17 protein-coding genes are annotated in these 15,828 nt (G+C 45.9%); all 17 read right to left on the bottom strand.

Annotated elements, in window-relative coordinates:
• Window positions 1-190 precede the first annotated feature (190 nt).
• Complete coding sequence (locus tag DFR60_RS09075) at window positions 191-949, bottom strand: carboxymuconolactone decarboxylase family protein (protein WP_110322615.1); 759 nt, start codon at window positions 947-949, stop codon at window positions 191-193.
• Between the two features lie 139 nt (window positions 950-1,088).
• The gene (locus DFR60_RS09070) at window positions 1,089-2,024 is read right to left on the bottom strand and encodes an amidohydrolase family protein (protein ID WP_110322614.1); all 936 of its coding nucleotides are present in this window, start codon (window positions 2,022-2,024) and stop codon (window positions 1,089-1,091) included.
• Complete coding sequence (locus DFR60_RS09065) at window positions 2,021-2,680, bottom strand: SDR family NAD(P)-dependent oxidoreductase (protein WP_110322613.1); 660 nt, start codon at window positions 2,678-2,680, stop codon at window positions 2,021-2,023. Before DFR60_RS09065 ends, DFR60_RS09070 begins: the two co-directional genes overlap by 4 nt.
• Window positions 2,681-2,793: 113 nt before the next feature.
• Window positions 2,794-3,276: a flavodoxin gene (locus DFR60_RS09060; RefSeq protein WP_110322612.1), complete on the bottom strand. Its 483-nt coding sequence runs from the start codon at window positions 3,274-3,276 to the stop codon at window positions 2,794-2,796.
• Between the two features lie 13 nt (window positions 3,277-3,289).
• Entirely contained in the window at window positions 3,290-4,225 is a 936-nt protein-coding gene (locus DFR60_RS09055) for an aldo/keto reductase (protein ID WP_110322611.1), read from the bottom strand.
• A gap of 42 nt (window positions 4,226-4,267) precedes the next feature.
• Window positions 4,268-4,894 (bottom strand): TetR/AcrR family transcriptional regulator, encoded by a 627-nt coding sequence (locus tag DFR60_RS09050; protein WP_110322610.1) that lies wholly within the window; start codon window positions 4,892-4,894, stop codon window positions 4,268-4,270.
• A 1-nt stretch (window position 4,895) separates the two neighbouring features.
• A complete protein-coding gene (locus DFR60_RS09045) occupies window positions 4,896-5,459 on the bottom strand; it encodes a flavin reductase family protein (RefSeq protein WP_110322609.1) in 564 nt (187 codons plus the stop codon).
• 63 nt (window positions 5,460-5,522) lie between these two features.
• On the bottom strand, window positions 5,523-6,188 hold the full coding sequence (locus DFR60_RS09040) for a DUF4405 domain-containing protein (RefSeq protein ID WP_207659515.1): 666 nt from the start codon (window positions 6,186-6,188) through the stop codon (window positions 5,523-5,525).
• A 14-nt stretch (window positions 6,189-6,202) separates the two neighbouring features.
• Window positions 6,203-6,577, bottom strand: a complete 375-nt coding sequence (locus tag DFR60_RS09035; RefSeq protein WP_110322607.1) for a MerR family transcriptional regulator — start codon at window positions 6,575-6,577, stop codon at window positions 6,203-6,205.
• A gap of 46 nt (window positions 6,578-6,623) precedes the next feature.
• A complete protein-coding gene (locus tag DFR60_RS09030) occupies window positions 6,624-7,160 on the bottom strand; it encodes a flavodoxin family protein (RefSeq protein WP_110322848.1) in 537 nt (178 codons plus the stop codon).
• Window positions 7,161-7,366: 206 nt separating this feature from the next.
• Window positions 7,367-8,515, bottom strand: coding sequence for a cyclophilin-like fold protein (locus tag DFR60_RS30665; RefSeq protein ID WP_207659514.1), 1,149 nt, complete (start codon window positions 8,513-8,515; stop codon window positions 7,367-7,369).
• 56 nt (window positions 8,516-8,571) lie between these two features.
• Window positions 8,572-10,191 (bottom strand): phosphoenolpyruvate--protein phosphotransferase, encoded by a 1,620-nt coding sequence (gene ptsP / locus DFR60_RS09020; protein ID WP_207659513.1) that lies wholly within the window; start codon window positions 10,189-10,191, stop codon window positions 8,572-8,574.
• A complete protein-coding gene (locus DFR60_RS09015) occupies window positions 10,182-10,898 on the bottom strand; it encodes a YczE/YyaS/YitT family protein (protein WP_110322605.1) in 717 nt (238 codons plus the stop codon). Before DFR60_RS09015 ends, ptsP begins: the two co-directional genes overlap by 10 nt.
• Before the next feature lie 32 nt (window positions 10,899-10,930).
• Entirely contained in the window at window positions 10,931-11,188 is a 258-nt protein-coding gene (locus DFR60_RS09010; protein ID WP_110322604.1) for an HPr family phosphocarrier protein, read from the bottom strand.
• Window positions 11,189-11,242: 54 nt separating this feature from the next.
• Window positions 11,243-12,691, bottom strand: coding sequence for a glycoside hydrolase family 1 protein (locus tag DFR60_RS09005; protein ID WP_110322603.1), 1,449 nt, complete (start codon window positions 12,689-12,691; stop codon window positions 11,243-11,245).
• A gap of 26 nt (window positions 12,692-12,717) precedes the next feature.
• Window positions 12,718-14,631: a beta-glucoside-specific PTS transporter subunit IIABC gene (locus DFR60_RS09000; protein WP_110322602.1), complete on the bottom strand. Its 1,914-nt coding sequence runs from the start codon at window positions 14,629-14,631 to the stop codon at window positions 12,718-12,720.
• Window positions 14,632-14,812: 181 nt separating this feature from the next.
• Window positions 14,813-15,688: a LysR family transcriptional regulator gene (locus tag DFR60_RS08995; RefSeq protein ID WP_110322601.1), complete on the bottom strand. Its 876-nt coding sequence runs from the start codon at window positions 15,686-15,688 to the stop codon at window positions 14,813-14,815.
• Window positions 15,689-15,828: the final 140 nt, after the last annotated feature.

Genomic DNA, 15,828 nt, shown 5'->3' with positions numbered 1-15,828 from the left:
CGCCCGCCACCTGTGACGGCTCATTCACGAAACCTGTTTCCTCCGACTGCCCAGGTTCTCCTGAAACAACCCTGTCATCCTCAGCAGGCGTATCCTCCCGCCAGTCTCCATTCTGCCCACAGCCTGCTATAGCTAATACCAGCATTGCTGCGAGGAAAAACAAAATCCATTTTTTCATCCTGCACCTCCGTTATTTCAGCGAATCATACACTTCATCCGTCACCGGCTCCAGCCATTCATTGGAAGCATTTTCACCGGGAACTTCTATGGCAAGGTGCGAAAACCAGCTATCCTTAGCTGCTCCATGCCAATGCTTTACACCTGCAGGAATGTTTACCACATCCCCAGGCCGAAGCTCCTGTGCCTCTTTCCCTTCCTCCTGATAATATCCCCTGCCTGCCACACAGACAAGGATCTGCCCACCGCCCTTGTCGGCATGATGGATATGCCAGTTGTTACGACAGCCCGGCTCAAAGGTCACATTAAAAATACCAACCTGTGTGGCAGAAATCGGAGCAAGATAGCTCTGGCCAATAAAATACTGTGCAAAGCCGTCATTGGGTGCACCGATGGGAAATACCATTTCTGCAGCGTGAGCCGCTTTAGCATCTTCTTTCGGAATATCCTCTTTCCACACATCCTTTGCCAACCGGAATACTGCCCAGCCTTTGGGCCATCCCGCATAGAAAGCCGCATGGGTAATAATTGCCGCTGCTTCCGCCTTTGTAACGCCATGCGCTTTTGCGTTCTCCAAATGGTAAACCAGAGAGGAATCCGTGATGCCGGAGGACATCAGCGCCACCATCGTCACAATGCAGCGTGTCTTTAAGTTAATATCCTGATTATTCCAGTTCTCCCCGAACAGGACATCATCATTGAAATGTGCGAACTCCGGCGCAAATTCTCCAAGATCTCTCCGTCCTGCTGTCTGTACAATCTTTTCGCTCATTATAAATCTTCCTCCATTTTGTCATATTTTCTTAAAAATTTTACTATTCATAGATCTTTTACTGTACTTAAATTATATTTCACTTGCCGTCATATGTCTAATGCTTAGTTCTTTGTTTATGAAATGCTTTTTAGACATTTCACCATGCCATTTCCTTATAAAGCCTTTCTGCATTTCCGCTGAAAATATCCTCCTGCCATTCTCCGGCGATTGTCTGCTCCATCACCTCTGCTAGTTTCCTGCATAAAACAGGCGGTGTAAACGGCTCATCACTTCCATACATCAAATGGTCTGCCGGGGCGATTTTCTGTAGAACCTCATACTGCTTCGGCATGGAAATGCCTGCAAGGTCATAATACAGCAGAGCCAGATCGCCAAATATATCCAGGTTGTCACTTAACTTCAAGGCTCCGGCAAGGGTTGCAAGCCTGTCTGAGAGAACCGGCAGGAAAGCGCCCGCATGGGGAATGATCCACCGGATATTCGGATACTTGCGAATCGTTCCATTCATCAACATATTGGTGACAGCTCTGGTCGTCTCAAAAAAGTATTCCATCAGAGCCGACGGAAGTTTCTCATTTACCCCTCCGCAGACAGCAGAAGGCTGGGTAGGGTGAACCGCCACTACCGTTTGCTTCCTGTTCAGCTCCTCCATGAGTGGCTCCAGCACCTCACTGCCAAGATAAATTCCACGGGAATGTGTCTGGAGCGCAAAGTTTCTAATGCCTAGATACTCCCTGCAATAGCGGATTTCTCCGATTGCATAGCCAATTTCCGGCACCGGCAGACTCGCCATGATCTCAAATCTGCCCGGATATTTTTTGAGCAGACCTGCACCATATTCATTACAGGCTCTTGCAGTTTCAACCGCCTCCGCCACGTCACCCATATGCAGGTGTGGGGAAGATATGGAAAGAGCTGTCTTCTCAATGTCCAACTCGTCCATAAAGGAAAGCTGCCCTTCCTCGCTCCATGCAGGGCGCTTTGCCCCGTCTAAAATACTGAGTTCATGCCTTTTCAGCAGTTCCTCATACGCAGGCGGGAAATAATGTCCGTGTACGTCAAATTTTTTCATTCTGTCACCTTCTCATACCGGATCTCAAACAACTCCCGGTTCTGGTAAAGCTCCCAGAATTTTTCCGCAATGTTTTCCGGTGCAAAATAAGTTCCCGGTTTAATCCCGCCGCACACCATGACTGTTCCCACATGGACGCCCTTCGGTTCCAGTTCTTCTTTCATAATCATGCAAAGGGAGCGTAAGGCGGCTTTATCCAATGAAAGCGGCAGATAGGTGAACTCAGGATTTATGGAAAGTCTGCCGCCTGTTACAAGAATAGTGCCTTTCCGGTCACAAAATTCGTCTGTCACAATCTCTTTTACCGCCTGATAGCAGCCCGCTACATCCACACGGTATCTCTCCATCAGAAGTTCCGCTGTAATGTCATGGTCTGCATCCGCATCCGTCACCCCCACATTGTAGACCAGGGTATCGGGAGTGCCATATTTCTCCCTGACATTTTTTAATGCTGTGCTTAATCCCTGAAAATCCGAGGTATCCACCGGATATATGTCACATTTTATATCCTCAGACACAAATTCCTGCTGGTATTCTTCCAGCGCCGCCCTGTTTCTCGCCATGAGAATAACATGAAACCCATTATGACCAAATTTTTTCCCAATATGATTGCCAAGCCCTTTCCCGGATCCGATTATTATGATTGTCTTTTCCATTTCTGCTCCTGTCTGCGCTCACAGCGCATAAATTTTACAAAAAAGGCAGCTTGAATCATTGATTCCAGGCTGCCTTTACCGAGTTGCTTCCTACTGCTTCCAAAGCACGTTTCCTATTGCATCATACTCTCAGCCCATGCTTTTAAGTCTGCGGAAGAACTTCTGCCATTTAAGAGTTTTCCCTCCACGATTACGGTATCCGCGGAAACGGAAGGTTTCAGTCCTTCTACAGCCTTGCCGAACCCGCTTCCACCGGAGGTTGCAAACAGCACGATTCTTTTCCCGGAAAAGTCATATGCCTCCAGAAAAGTATTGATGATCGTCGGCGCCACATACCACCAGATCGGGAAGCCAAGGAAGATCGTATCATACCCTGAGATGTCCGCAGCAGTATCCGTAATCGCCGGTCGGCTGGACTTATCATTCATCTCCATGCTGCTGCGGGAGTTCTTATTCGTCCAGTCAAGGTCTTCGCGGGTATAAGGCGTGGCAGGCTTAATCTCATACAGGTCAGCTCCTGCCGCCTGTGCCAGATTTTCAGCCGCCTTCCTGGTAACTCCGCTCGCACTGAAATATGCTACTAATGTCTTGCCCATTTTACTTTCCCCCTTATTCCATTTTGCTTTCCCAGAACTGGATGGAGTCAACTCCGGATTTATCCGCCGCCGCTTCCAATGCAGCGATTTCTTCCGCTGTCAGGACAATATCCGCAATCTTTACCGCTTCCTCCACCTGATAGATCTTGGTTACACCCAAAATCGGAAGCACGCCCTTATTTACCGCATAGGCTGTTGCAACCTGCGCTGCAGAGACACCGTGGGACGTGGCAACCTTTTTCAGTTCTGCCGTAATGACCTCAATCTGCGGCAGCATCGGGTTAAATACTTTCGCCCTTGCGCTTCCTTCGGGGAAAGGATGCTCTGTGTCATATTTTCCGGAAAGGGCGCCCTGTTCCAGTGTCATATACCCATAGAAAACAATGTTGTTCTCTTTACAATACGCAATGATGCCGGACTCTTCAGAGGAACGGTTCATCAGGCTGTAATGGTTCTGAACCGCAGAAACTTTGTAGCCCGCAGCTTTCAGTATCTCATCAGCCTCCTTGATCTGTGCAAGGTTATGGTTTGATACGCCCACACTCTTTACCTTGCCGCTTTGAAGCAGGGGAATGAGCTGCTTTGTATATTCCGGCGCGCCGACGGGATTGTGAATCCAGTAAATATCAAAATAATCCATGTCCATGCGCTCCAGACTTGCCTCGCACATCTTCTCCACGCTGTCACCATACATACCGGCCATCTGGGGCGTAAATTTGGTGGATACGAGCACGTTCTCACGCCCGGCATCCTTTACAAAGCCGCCGAGGATCTTTTCAGACTCCCCGTTGCTGTATGCCGTGGCGGTATCCCACAGATTTAAACCCGCTTTCATTGCTGCCTCAAAGATCGGGCGGAACTCCTCTCCGGTCATTGTATTGCCAAAATACCCGTCGGTATCACCCCATGCCCATGCTCCCATTGCGATTTTCGGTAAATTCTTGTTCATTGTAAGTTTCCTCCTTAAAATATGATTGATTTGTTTTTATTCTTATTTGTCAGGCAAAAGCCTCATTAAACAGTTTCCTGTAATCTCACGGATTGACATATAAGTATAGTTCACACCGGCCTTTTCCATGGCCTCCCTCTGCCTGTCTGTTACAGTTGTGTGTGGATAAATTCCATATATAAATGGGAAAAACTGATAAATCAGGTTCTTATGTTCCTCTGCGCTCATAGCCGGGAAAAACTTATCCAACAACTCAGCAAAGATCTGCAATACCTTTCCATATGTTTCCTTCAGCTCTACCAGACTTTCCATCCGGCTGTTTTCCTCAATGTCATACATATTCATGGACATAATTTTAAGAAGCTGCTTTCTATGTTCAAGGCTCAACGCAATCTTTTCGGCAAAGGCAGCTTTATCAAGTCTCTCATTTTCATCCATGACTGTCTGAAGTTCTTCAATCCACAGCTCGTATTCGTTTTTTAGCAGGGCAAGAAAAATCTCCTCCTTTGTCTGAAAGTAATTATAAATAGATGTCCTCGTAAAAGAAGTCGTCTGCCCAATCTCTTTCAGGGTAATTTCCCTAAAACACATGGTCTGGTATAACTGTTCACAGGCCGAAATAATTTCATTTCTTCTTGCCTGTCTCAGTCCCAGCGATCCTTTCGGCATTCTACCGCTCTCCTTTTTTCATCTCTTTTGCATAAGAAAGGCAGGGCGTTATCACATCTCCGGTCCGCAGGTATTCATATGTTGGGAACTCAAACAGCACAGGCTTTAAGGTCCGGTAGTTGATCTTTCCGGAATCCGTAAGATGCTCCTCATCCACATAGGTACTGTCAATCGTACAGATAAAGCTTTCAAAATTCGGCGTATTATAAACGTCCACAACGCTGCACTCCATTGTCAGCGGCGCCTTATCAATGATTGGCGTCCCTGATGAGCCAAGTTCATACGAAAACAGCTCAGATTTGTCATTATTTGCTCCGCTGACTGATCCGCTGTAATCCGCTTCCGGCAAAAATCCTTCATCCACAATATTGATGGACAGCTTTTGTCGTTCCTTAATGCAATGGTTGATAAAGTGCGGTGCCGCAAGGCTTACCAGTACACGGTCATGTCCGATGATCCCCACATGGGCTACCAGCGTCCAGGTAGGTTTTTCGCCATCCATGGCCCCGATTACCGTTACTGGTGTGGGATATAAAGCTAACCGTGATCCAATATTCTTTTTCATTGTGCATTCTCCTTTTCTATTATGATACTGTGTCAATATATTTTGATATGTTACCTTTACTTTTTAGGGCTGTGTTTTGTACCGCTTTGCCCCATAGTAAGCTGCGCATGCCCACATTGCCATCATGGCAGCATACTCCGCCAGAAATGCATACAGGGGCTGATCCGGATCAAAAAATACAAACAGGTTCTGCAGGAGCATATAGGACAGCAAGTTATTTTTTATGAAGGCATATGCCCCATAACAGGCTGTTGCAATAACCGTCAGCCTCAGTATGTTATTCCATACCACTCCCCTGCCGGCTTTTCCTGCCAGATTCTCTATTTTTCTGACCACAATTCCCCAGTGCATCCCAAGGTGTACCGACATCAGCAGAAATGCCCAGTAGGAACACAGCATATGGGTTTTTCTGGCAAAGAACATTCCTCCATGAATAGGCAGGAATCCCACCACAAACTGCGACAATATGGTTCCGCTCACCGCAATGCCAATCATGGCTGCCAGCAAAGCGAAATTGACGGCCGTATGCATGATGCGGTAAAGGCTGTACTTTCCCTTAATTAAGCCCATATACCATCTGCAATTCAGGATATTATGGAGCAGGAACAACACCAGCATCGCTGTTCCCATCCACTCATGCACTTTCTGCCCTGTCAGCATATATGCCATCAGAAACAGCAAGAGTACCGACATTGCAATGTCTATTATGGTCTTTATTCTTCCTTGCACGAACATCACTCCCTTTATTGTCTTCCCGGTTTCTTCTGCTTGTTCTGGCATTTCCGTATCTCATACCTCAGATAATCCATCCGGTCGAGCTGCTTTTCCCGGAAATGGATCTCGTCCAGAGCTTTTTCCCTTTTCTGATCCAATATACGCATCCTTTCATCCTGCGTCCCGTCTCCTTCAATTACAAGGTGCATATAAGTTTCCACTTCTTCCGAACGGAATCCTATGTCATGCAGCGTCATAATCAGACTTAAACGCTCCAGATCCTGATCATCATACTGCCAGTTTCCCATGACCTTCCGAACTGCTCCGCACAGTCCCCAGCTCTCATACTCTTTCAAAATTTTCTTCGGAATCTGGTATTTTCTGTTTACTTCGTCAATCGTCATTATCCTGCTCCTCCTGTCATTACCGCCCACTTACGCCTGCTTTCAGTCAGCGCAGTTCCCTGCCCAGCCGGTAGGCTGACGCCGGATATTGCGTTTTTGCCGTCATTTGCGGTGTCCCGCATCCTCTGCCTAACACCATGCCCTGATCAACAAAATTCAGATACCTTACCAGTGTCTGGTAATGGCTTTCCAGTGCATCAAATGTCCAGCCATCACTGTTCCATGCCACCGCCAAAAGCGCCGATTTCATATGTTTTCTGTTAATGCTGGAATTATATGCACAGAACCGGTCTACGACTGTTTTGAGCTGTGCGGACATTCCATAATAGTAAAGCGGCGTTGCAAACACAAGCATATCTGCGCCAAGAACCGCCTCCCGAATCTGCCGGTTATCGTCCTTTATCACACAGGGTCCTTCATATCCGCAGGTAACACATCCTGTACACGGTCTTATATTCTTAGCGGCCACATCAATATGCTGTATCCTATGCCCTGCTTCTGCAGCTCCTCTCTCAAAATTTTCTGCCAGAATCGCTGTAGAGCCGCTTCTGTTCGGACTTCCCTGCAAAACAACAATATTCATCTTCCATACCTCCATTTCCTCCTGACAGTTCGTATTTCTTTTCGCAGACTGCCGTTTCTGTTGCTTATGTAAATATTATAGTTTTGTCCTCATGGAATGTCTAATGCTTATCGTTTATCTCATGTCATACAATTTTTGCATATCACTATGTATAAAAAGCTTCCGTGCCCTGTTCCTGATGCCGGAAGCCTTGATTTAAAATAGAATTATTCTATGCGTTCAATCAATACGCTTTCCCCGTTTTCCAATAAACGGATAAATTCCTGTCCTGACTCAACCATTCCCAATGGGACAAGCTGATCGGATTCTCTGAAATCTTCATAAAACAGGCTCAGGTTTCCCCAGGGTATGTAATATGCCATAACCCCTGCTACCGCATTACAGCTGTCTGGCGCATCACCATAATCCAGCTCCGCATCCATATAAGCTATTTTCTCCGTCCGGTTATAATCCTCAAACTCCAGGGTAAGCGGCAACTGTTCCAGCAAGTTCCTGCTTGCGGAATTATCCTCCATCTTCACAACGACCTGCATATCCCGAAAAGAAATCTGAACCCTGTTTTCTCCTGTCTCTGCCGTTGCGGCACTGCTGCCTTCTCCTGCGTCAAAATCAATTCCCAATCCTGCGATCCATTCCTGCACTGCCTGATGGGATTCTTTCACTTCCGGTCTGTAAATGCCGATTGCCTCCAGCATTGTAATATCATCCGGAAGTACCGACTGTATATCCGTCAGCGTACTGGCAAAGCCTCCTGTTCCATGGGTTACAAAAGGAATGATGGTTTTTCCTGTAAAATCGTACTCTTCCAGAAAACTAAGTACTGCCATTGGGGAACCATACCACCAATTAGGAAGTCCCAGAAAGACAATATCATACCGGCTCATATCCTCAACGTGAGACGTAAGCGTGGGACGGGCATTCTGCGCCCTTTCCTCCGCTGCCCTGTCAAGACATTCATCATAGTCACTGGAATAAGGCTCTTCCACAATAATAGAAAACAGGTCGCCGCCGACACTCTCCTGTATCCATGATGCCAGAAGTGCCGCATTTCCCGGCGGAAGCACGCTTGCAGAGGTTGTTGCATCCACATCAACTGCGTCCGGATTCTCCACATAGGTATTGTCGGCCCATGTAAAATAGGCAATCAATATATTCCCGTTTCCTGTTTTTTCCTGCCCCAGTATCGGTTCCACCGATGCTTCCTGACTTGTTTCTTCCCCCTGACTTTCCATTTGAATTTCGGTTTCGTTCCTTGTCACAATGGAGTCTATTACTTCGGATTCGCCTGCGCATGCCATTAAGCAAATACTTAACATAAGGCAGAGCAGCCCTGCTGCCAATTTCTTAAATTTCATAGCGTACCATTCCTTTCGTTCACTTTTACTGCAAATTCCTGATACCAGAAGCAGTTTCACCCCTCAATCCTGCATTCCCTGATTTTCCGACGTACCTGTAAAATCATGGAAGGACTTACAGAAAGCTCGTCCAGTCCCATTTTCAGAAAGATTTCTGTCATAGTAATATCCGCTCCCAATTCTCCGCAGATACCCACCCAGCACCCCTCCTTGTGTCCGTTTTCAATAACCATTTGAAGCATTTTTAACAGTGCGGGATGGTGTGCGTCATAAATTCTATCCAGTTTTGGGTTCTGTCTGTCGATTGCCAGTGTGTACTGGGTCAGGTCATTTGTCCCAATAGAGAAAAAATCAACTTCTTTTGCCAGCTCATTGCTGATCATGACAGCTGCGGGCGTCTCAATCATAATTCCAAGTTCTACATCCTTATAGGGAACACCTGCTTCGTCCAGTTCTGTCTTTACTTCACGGATTATTTCCTTAATCCTCTTTACTTCACCCACTGAAATAATCATTGGAAACATAATGGAAATCGTCCCATAATAGCTTGCACGATACAATGCCCGCAACTGAGTTTTGAATATTTCTTTGCTGTCCAGACAAATGCGGATTGCACGATACCCCATTGCCGGATTTTCCTCTTTGTCCAGATGAAAATAATCCACTTTCTTATCCGCCCCAATATCAAGGGTACGAATAATGACCTTTTTCCCGGCCATGTTTTCCGCTACTGTACGGTATGCCTTAAACTGCTCCTCCTCGGTAGGGTAATCTTCCGATTCCAGATATAAGAACTCGCTCCGAAAAAGACCAATCCCGCCTGCATCATTTGCAAGTACGTCTGCGACATCTCCCACACCGCCAATATTGGCATAAAGATTGATCTTCTTCCCGTCAAGGGTAATATTCTCCTTCCCTTTCAGTTCCAAAAGCAGACGCTTTTCCTCATCTTCCTTTTCTTTCTTTGCCGTATATTCCTCCATGACAGACACTTGCGGGTCTATAATAAGAACCCCTTCCTGTCCATCCACAATTCCCATCTTTCCATCTGCATCCTCCGGAAAATCCACGCCTATCAATGCCGGAATATTCATGGTTCTGGCAAGAATTGCCGTATGAGAATTTGTTGATCCATGTCTTGTTACAAATGATATTATCTTTGATTTGTCCAACTGCACAGTTTCGCTCGGCGCAAGATCATCCGCCAGAAGTATTACCGGCTCCTCCGATTGAATAATGCTGTGGTTTTCTCCCTGTAAAACTGTGATAATACGGTTCGATATATCCTTTACATCCGCTGCCCGCGCACGCATATAATCATCATCCATTGCCGCGAACATCTCAGAGAAATTGTCGCCTGTACTGGCAACTGCAAACTCCGCATTTACCTCCTGCGCTGTGATCATATTCGTTATGGATTCTTCATAGTCAAGGTCATCCAGCATCATCTGGTGGACCTCAAAAATGGCAGCATTCACCTCACCTACTTCCTTCAGCGCTTTATGATAGAGTTCCGAAAGCTGTTTTTTGCTTTCCTCTCTTGCATTTTGAAACCGTTCTATCTCTTTTCGGACATCCGTTACCTTTTTCCTTTTTATCTGATTTTCTGCCTTGTTATAAACAAATAACCTTCCAATGGCAATTCCATTGAAAACACTTTTTCCATTTATCTGCATGATTTTCTCCCAATATGTATCCTACTGTTCCCCACAATTTCAGATCTTTCCATATTATCCATCTGCTTATCTTCAAAAGCTGCCTTTTTCAACGGTTTCTCCAGATACTTCATAAAAAAACCTACAATATGCCCCGTCAATAATGCGGAAATAAGAGTCCCTTCGCGGATTGCCGTAACTTTTCCCGCACTGGCAAGCGAAATGATTACCCCGATGCCAATAAACATCAAATCTGACAGAACCTTGCTCCTTGAAAACGGTATTCTGAACCGTTCACTCAATGACAGATTAAAACCTTCCGGTGCATTCGGCACAATGTCCATAATGATATAGACTGCAGCGCCAAATGCACAGACCACTACTCCGGAAAGCATAATGCCAAACTGCTGCATATAATCCTGCGGACGGATAAACGCCAGCGCCCTTCCTGTCAGATCCACAAAAAAACCAAAGCAGAAGCTAAAGGGTGCCTGCAACAGATTTTTCTTTTTAAATCTGCTTCCAAGCATTCCCCACTGAATCAGAACCAGACTGACATAAGTTACTACCGTGACCGTTCCCAGCGAAATGCCAGTTGCTTCGCTCAAGGGATAGGTAAACGCCGAAACAGGTGACACCCCCAACGCCGATATAATGGAGAGATTGATGCCTATTGTAATCACAAATAACCCAAACAGATATAAAGTAATCCTGTTAAAATGTTTCACCGTTTACCTTCTCCTTCCAACTTCCAGCTTTTTTACAAATTATCCTCGAAAAATTTCCTGATTCCTTCGGCTGCCTGTTCCTCATCTTCTCCCTCAATGGAAACCACAACCGTGTCACCGCATTTTACCCCCAGCGACATAACTGCCATCAGTCTGGTCGCATCCGCGTCTTTTTCACCCTTTGCCACCTTGATCGTGGATGTATAGCCTTTTGCTTCCTTAACCAGCAGTCCCGCCGGTCTTGCATGAATCCCTACCTCGTCCTTAATTGTGTATTCAAATGTTTTCATACCTTTGTCTCCTTCCTTATTTTCTTTCCAATGATAGTAATTGCGCCAAAGGCACTATGATAAATCTTCCCCGTTTGTACGGATCACTTTCTGGTACCAGTAAAAACTGTCCTTGCGTATCCGATTAAGCGTTCCCGTACCATCATCATTTTTGTCCACATAAACAAAACCGTAACGCTTTGACATCTCGCCGGTAGAAGCAGATACCAGATCAATGCATCCCCAGGGGGTATAACCGATCAGGTCTACGCCATCATGGAGCGCTTCTTTCATTTCTTCTATATGCCGCCGCAGATAATTGATACGGTATAAATCATGGATACTTCCGTCCAGCTCTACCGTATCTCTGGCTCCCAGGCCATTTTCCACAACCATGACCGGCATATGGTAGCGCTCATAAATCTCATTCAACGCATACCGCAGTCCCTTCGCATCAATCTGCCAGCCCCATTCCGAAGATTCCAGATAGGGGTTCTTGGCTCCTCCGCCCATATTTCCGGCGCTCGTTTCCGCTCCGCTGTGCGTGGTAATACAGTTTGTCTGATAGAAGCTGTGTGTATAGAAATCAACCGTTCCCTTTTTCAGGATTTCGGTGTCTCCCTGTTCCTGCTTTATCACGATTCCTTTCTCTTCAAAAAAGCGTTTTGCATAAAATGGATACTCGCCTCTGCACATCACATCCGAGCAGAACCAGTTCAGCCTCCGCATCTCTGCCTGGCAGGCCAGGACATCTTCCGGATCGCAGGTAAACGGGTAGCGTGTCAGGAAACAGATCATATTTCCCATCCGGAACTGCGGATAATTTTCATGTGCGTAAATAACTGCCTTCGCACTGGCAACAAACTGATGATGCAGCGCCTGATATCGTACCGTAAGATCTGACGGTGCCTGAATACCCGCTCCCTCATATCCCTGTACTGTCCCCAGAGAAATCATTGCTCCCAGGACATGATTGGTACCTGCGTTGATCTCATTGAAGGTCAGCCAGTATTTCACATCGTCTTTATATCGCTCGAAAAGAACTTTACAGTAATTCAGGAACAGATCAATCACTTCGCGGCTGTGCCAGCCGTTATATTTTTCAACCAGGGCATATGGCATTTCATAATGACTGATCGTAACAAGCGGTTCTATCCCATGCTGCCTGCAGCAGGCAAACACCCTGTCGTAAAATTCCAGCCCCTTTTCATTTGGCTCCTTTTCCATACCTGTAGGAAATATTCTTGTCCAGTTGATGGAAAGGCGAAAAACTTTGAATCCCATTTCCCCCATCAGGGCAATATCCTCTTCATAACGATGGTAAAAATCAGACGCCTCATGACTGGGATACAGACAGTCCGAACGGATCGTCCTTGTAATCAGTTTTGGATGTTCGGGAGAACCACTTGTACACATATCCGCAATAGAGGGTCCCTTCCCATCTTCCTTCCATCCTCCTTCAAACTGGTTTGCTGCAACCGCACCGCCCCACAGAAAATTTTCCGGCATTCTAATAACAGCCATTCTATTACCTCCTCATTAAAATCCTGTCACTTTTCTAATGTCAATAATTCTTCTCCTGCCTGAACCATGCCGTCTGCAGTCAGCTCAATTTTTGAAAAGTCATCACTGTTTGTAACTGCGGTAATCACGGTTCTTTCATGGCCTGCAGCTTTAATCTTATCCAGAGCCATAGTCAAAAGCTTCTGCCCGGTATGTACCTGATCTCCCACCTTGACAAAGGCTGCAAATCCATCTCCCTTCATCTCAACAGTGTCCACACCTACATGAATCAATATTTCTGCTCCATTCTCTCCCTGAATCCCAACTGCATGGAGCGTATCGGAAAGCTGAACGATCTCTCCATTAAGCGGAGCCGTAATGACGCCCTCCTCCGGTTCAATCCCGCAGCAGATTCCCAATGCACCGGATGAAAATACTGCATCCGGAATCTGTTCCATCGGCACAGCTCTTCCCTTTGCGGGAGAAAACACTTTTCCTGCATCCGCTCTCTCTTTTTCTTTTGGTTGTTCCAATCGCGCATCTTTGTCCGTTTCCGTCTTTGTCTTTTGCTTTTTTGCAAAAATAACGGTAAATACCGCTGATACTGCTGCACTGATCACCAGTGCGATAATAATCTGATAAAAATACTGAAGCGTATTCTCTCCGATATACATGACCACCGCCGGGATACCGGAAGAACCAAATGCAAAACGTCTCGTGTGCGTAATACCCGCAAACAGGCCGCCTGCCCCGCCGCCAATCATGGCTGCAATCAAAGGGTACTTTTTAGGAAGGTTCACTCCGTATAATACCGGCTCCGTTGTTCCCATCAGTGCGGTAATGCCGGAAGGAATCCCAATCTGCCTTGTCTTGGCATCCTTCGTCATAACGGAGGCGACGAGCGCTGCCACACCCTGAGCGATATTGGAACATACAATTCCCGGTCCCCAGATTGCATCATATCCCAGCTGCATAATTGACATAGTGCCTACCGGTGCGATACCATGATGGATACCAAACATTACCATAATCGGGAATAACGCTCCCACAATCAGAGGCGGCGCCCAGCTTGCGTTTGTTCCAAGCCACAGGAACACCACGCTCAGTCCCTGTCCGACCATCGCACCAATCGGCCCCAAAATACCAAGTGCCAAAACACCCATGATTAAGAAAGTAAACATCGGAACAAAGATCAGTCTTACTGCGCCGGGAATCACCTTGTTCAGCCATCTCTCAAGCGGCGCCTGCACCAAAAGTACCAGTACAATCGGTATTACCGATGAGGTATAGGCAACCAGATACAGCGGAATAAATCCGAACAATGTTACTGATTCGCCTGCCGCCACAAGAGATCCCCATGTTCCATGAACCAGAATCCCAGCCACAGTTGCGGCCATGATTGGATTGCATTTCAGTTTTTGTGCGGTTGTATACGCCAGCAGAATAGGCAGAAAAGCAAATGCTGCATCACTGATCATATTTATGATGATATATGTATGCCCTGCTGTATCAATCAGATGGAAGGCCACCAATACGGACAGGAGTGCTTTCACCATGCCTGCTCCTGCCAGCGCTGAAACAATGGGTGCAAATATGCTTGAAATAAAGCTGGTCGCTATATCAAATGGATTTTGCTTTTTCTTCTCCTTATCTGCAGCCCTATCTGTTTTCTGTTCCTGTACTGCCGGTGACTGCGATGTTTCCCCACCCGGCTCTAAATACTTCACAGCCTCCTCATACACATCTGCCACATGAAGCCCAATCACAACCTGTATCATTCCGCCTTTATTGATTGCTGTTGCAACTCCTTCCAGTTTTGAAAGTGCTTCCAGTTCTGCCTTACTCTCGTCATACAGCTTGAAGCGCAATCTTGTCTGGCAATGATGTAACGTGTCCACATTTTTTGCTCCTCCGACCATACGGATAATATCCCCGGCCAAAGCCTCATATTTTTTACTCATACCTTTCTCTCCTTTTTATTTTCAGGCTTCCATAGGCATGTGCACCTGCGCTATTTCATCCTTTTGTAATGTTTGCAAGAAACATTGATTTCTATTGACCAGCCACTAAAAAAGGTACTTCCTTTGAAGTACCTTCAGTGTATCATTATATCGTTTACCATACAAATACTTGTATTTTATTTCATGAAATGCCTTTTAAGTATTGACTACAAAATTGTGTAAATGCTTCTACGGCAGGACTAAATATCTGATTCTTTTTCCATACCAACACGGAACCCAGTTCAAGCGTTGGTGACAAAGGAATGAACTTTACTCCCTCTGACTGAACATCCAGTTTCAGACATAATAAAATGCCCATTCCCCTTTTGACCTGCATGATTGAGTTATACATCAAATTATAGGTTGACACAATATTAAGCTGGTCTGCCGTTTCTCCAAACCAACTATGGAGTTCATCTTGCACCATTGCGCGTTTCGCAGTAATGAGTGGAAGGCCTGCAATATCATCTGGCGTAACAAACCCTTTTTCCACCAGAGAAGAATCTTCTTTTACCACAACCCCCCACTGCTCTTTACCCGGCATTCTTGCAAACTCATACTTGGATATGTCCACTGGCTCCAGCAGAAGTCCTGCATCCAGAAGTCCATTCTCAATTCTTTCCTTAATCCCATCAGCATTGCCACTGTAAACATCAAAATGTGCTTTGGGATATTTTTGTCGAAATTCGTCCATGATACCTGCAAGCACACTCATTCCCATCATTTCGCCGCTCCCGATTGCAATTTCGCCGGCTATGTCTTTTTCATGTATCATTTCCTTTTTTGTCTTTTCTGCAAGTGATACCAGTTCCTGGGCACGCCGTTTCAGCAGCAGTCCATCCTCGGTAAGTGTTACTTTGTGACTATTCCGCATAAACAATTTTACTCCAAATTCTTCTTCCAGCTGCATCAGCTGTCTGGAAAGAGTTGGCTGGGTAATATGAAGCAGATTAGCCGCTTTTGTTATATTTTCTTCCCTTGCAACCATCAAAAAATAATTCAATACGCGGATTTCCACAGTAATCAATCTCCTTATATTAAATATGACTTGGGTTATCATTCTATCCAAGTCATATTTTATCACATACTGCTATTCATTTTCAACATTTCACGCATTATGCTATTCGTAAAATTTTGCGATATTTGCATCACTATATT

Origin of the sequence: Hungatella effluvii, assembly GCF_003201875.1 — a bacterium.
In the GTDB taxonomy this organism is placed as follows: domain Bacteria; phylum Bacillota; class Clostridia; order Lachnospirales; family Lachnospiraceae; genus Hungatella; species Hungatella effluvii.
Note: the sequence above shows the minus strand (reverse complement) of the source record. Positions and strands in the feature narration are given on the sequence as shown.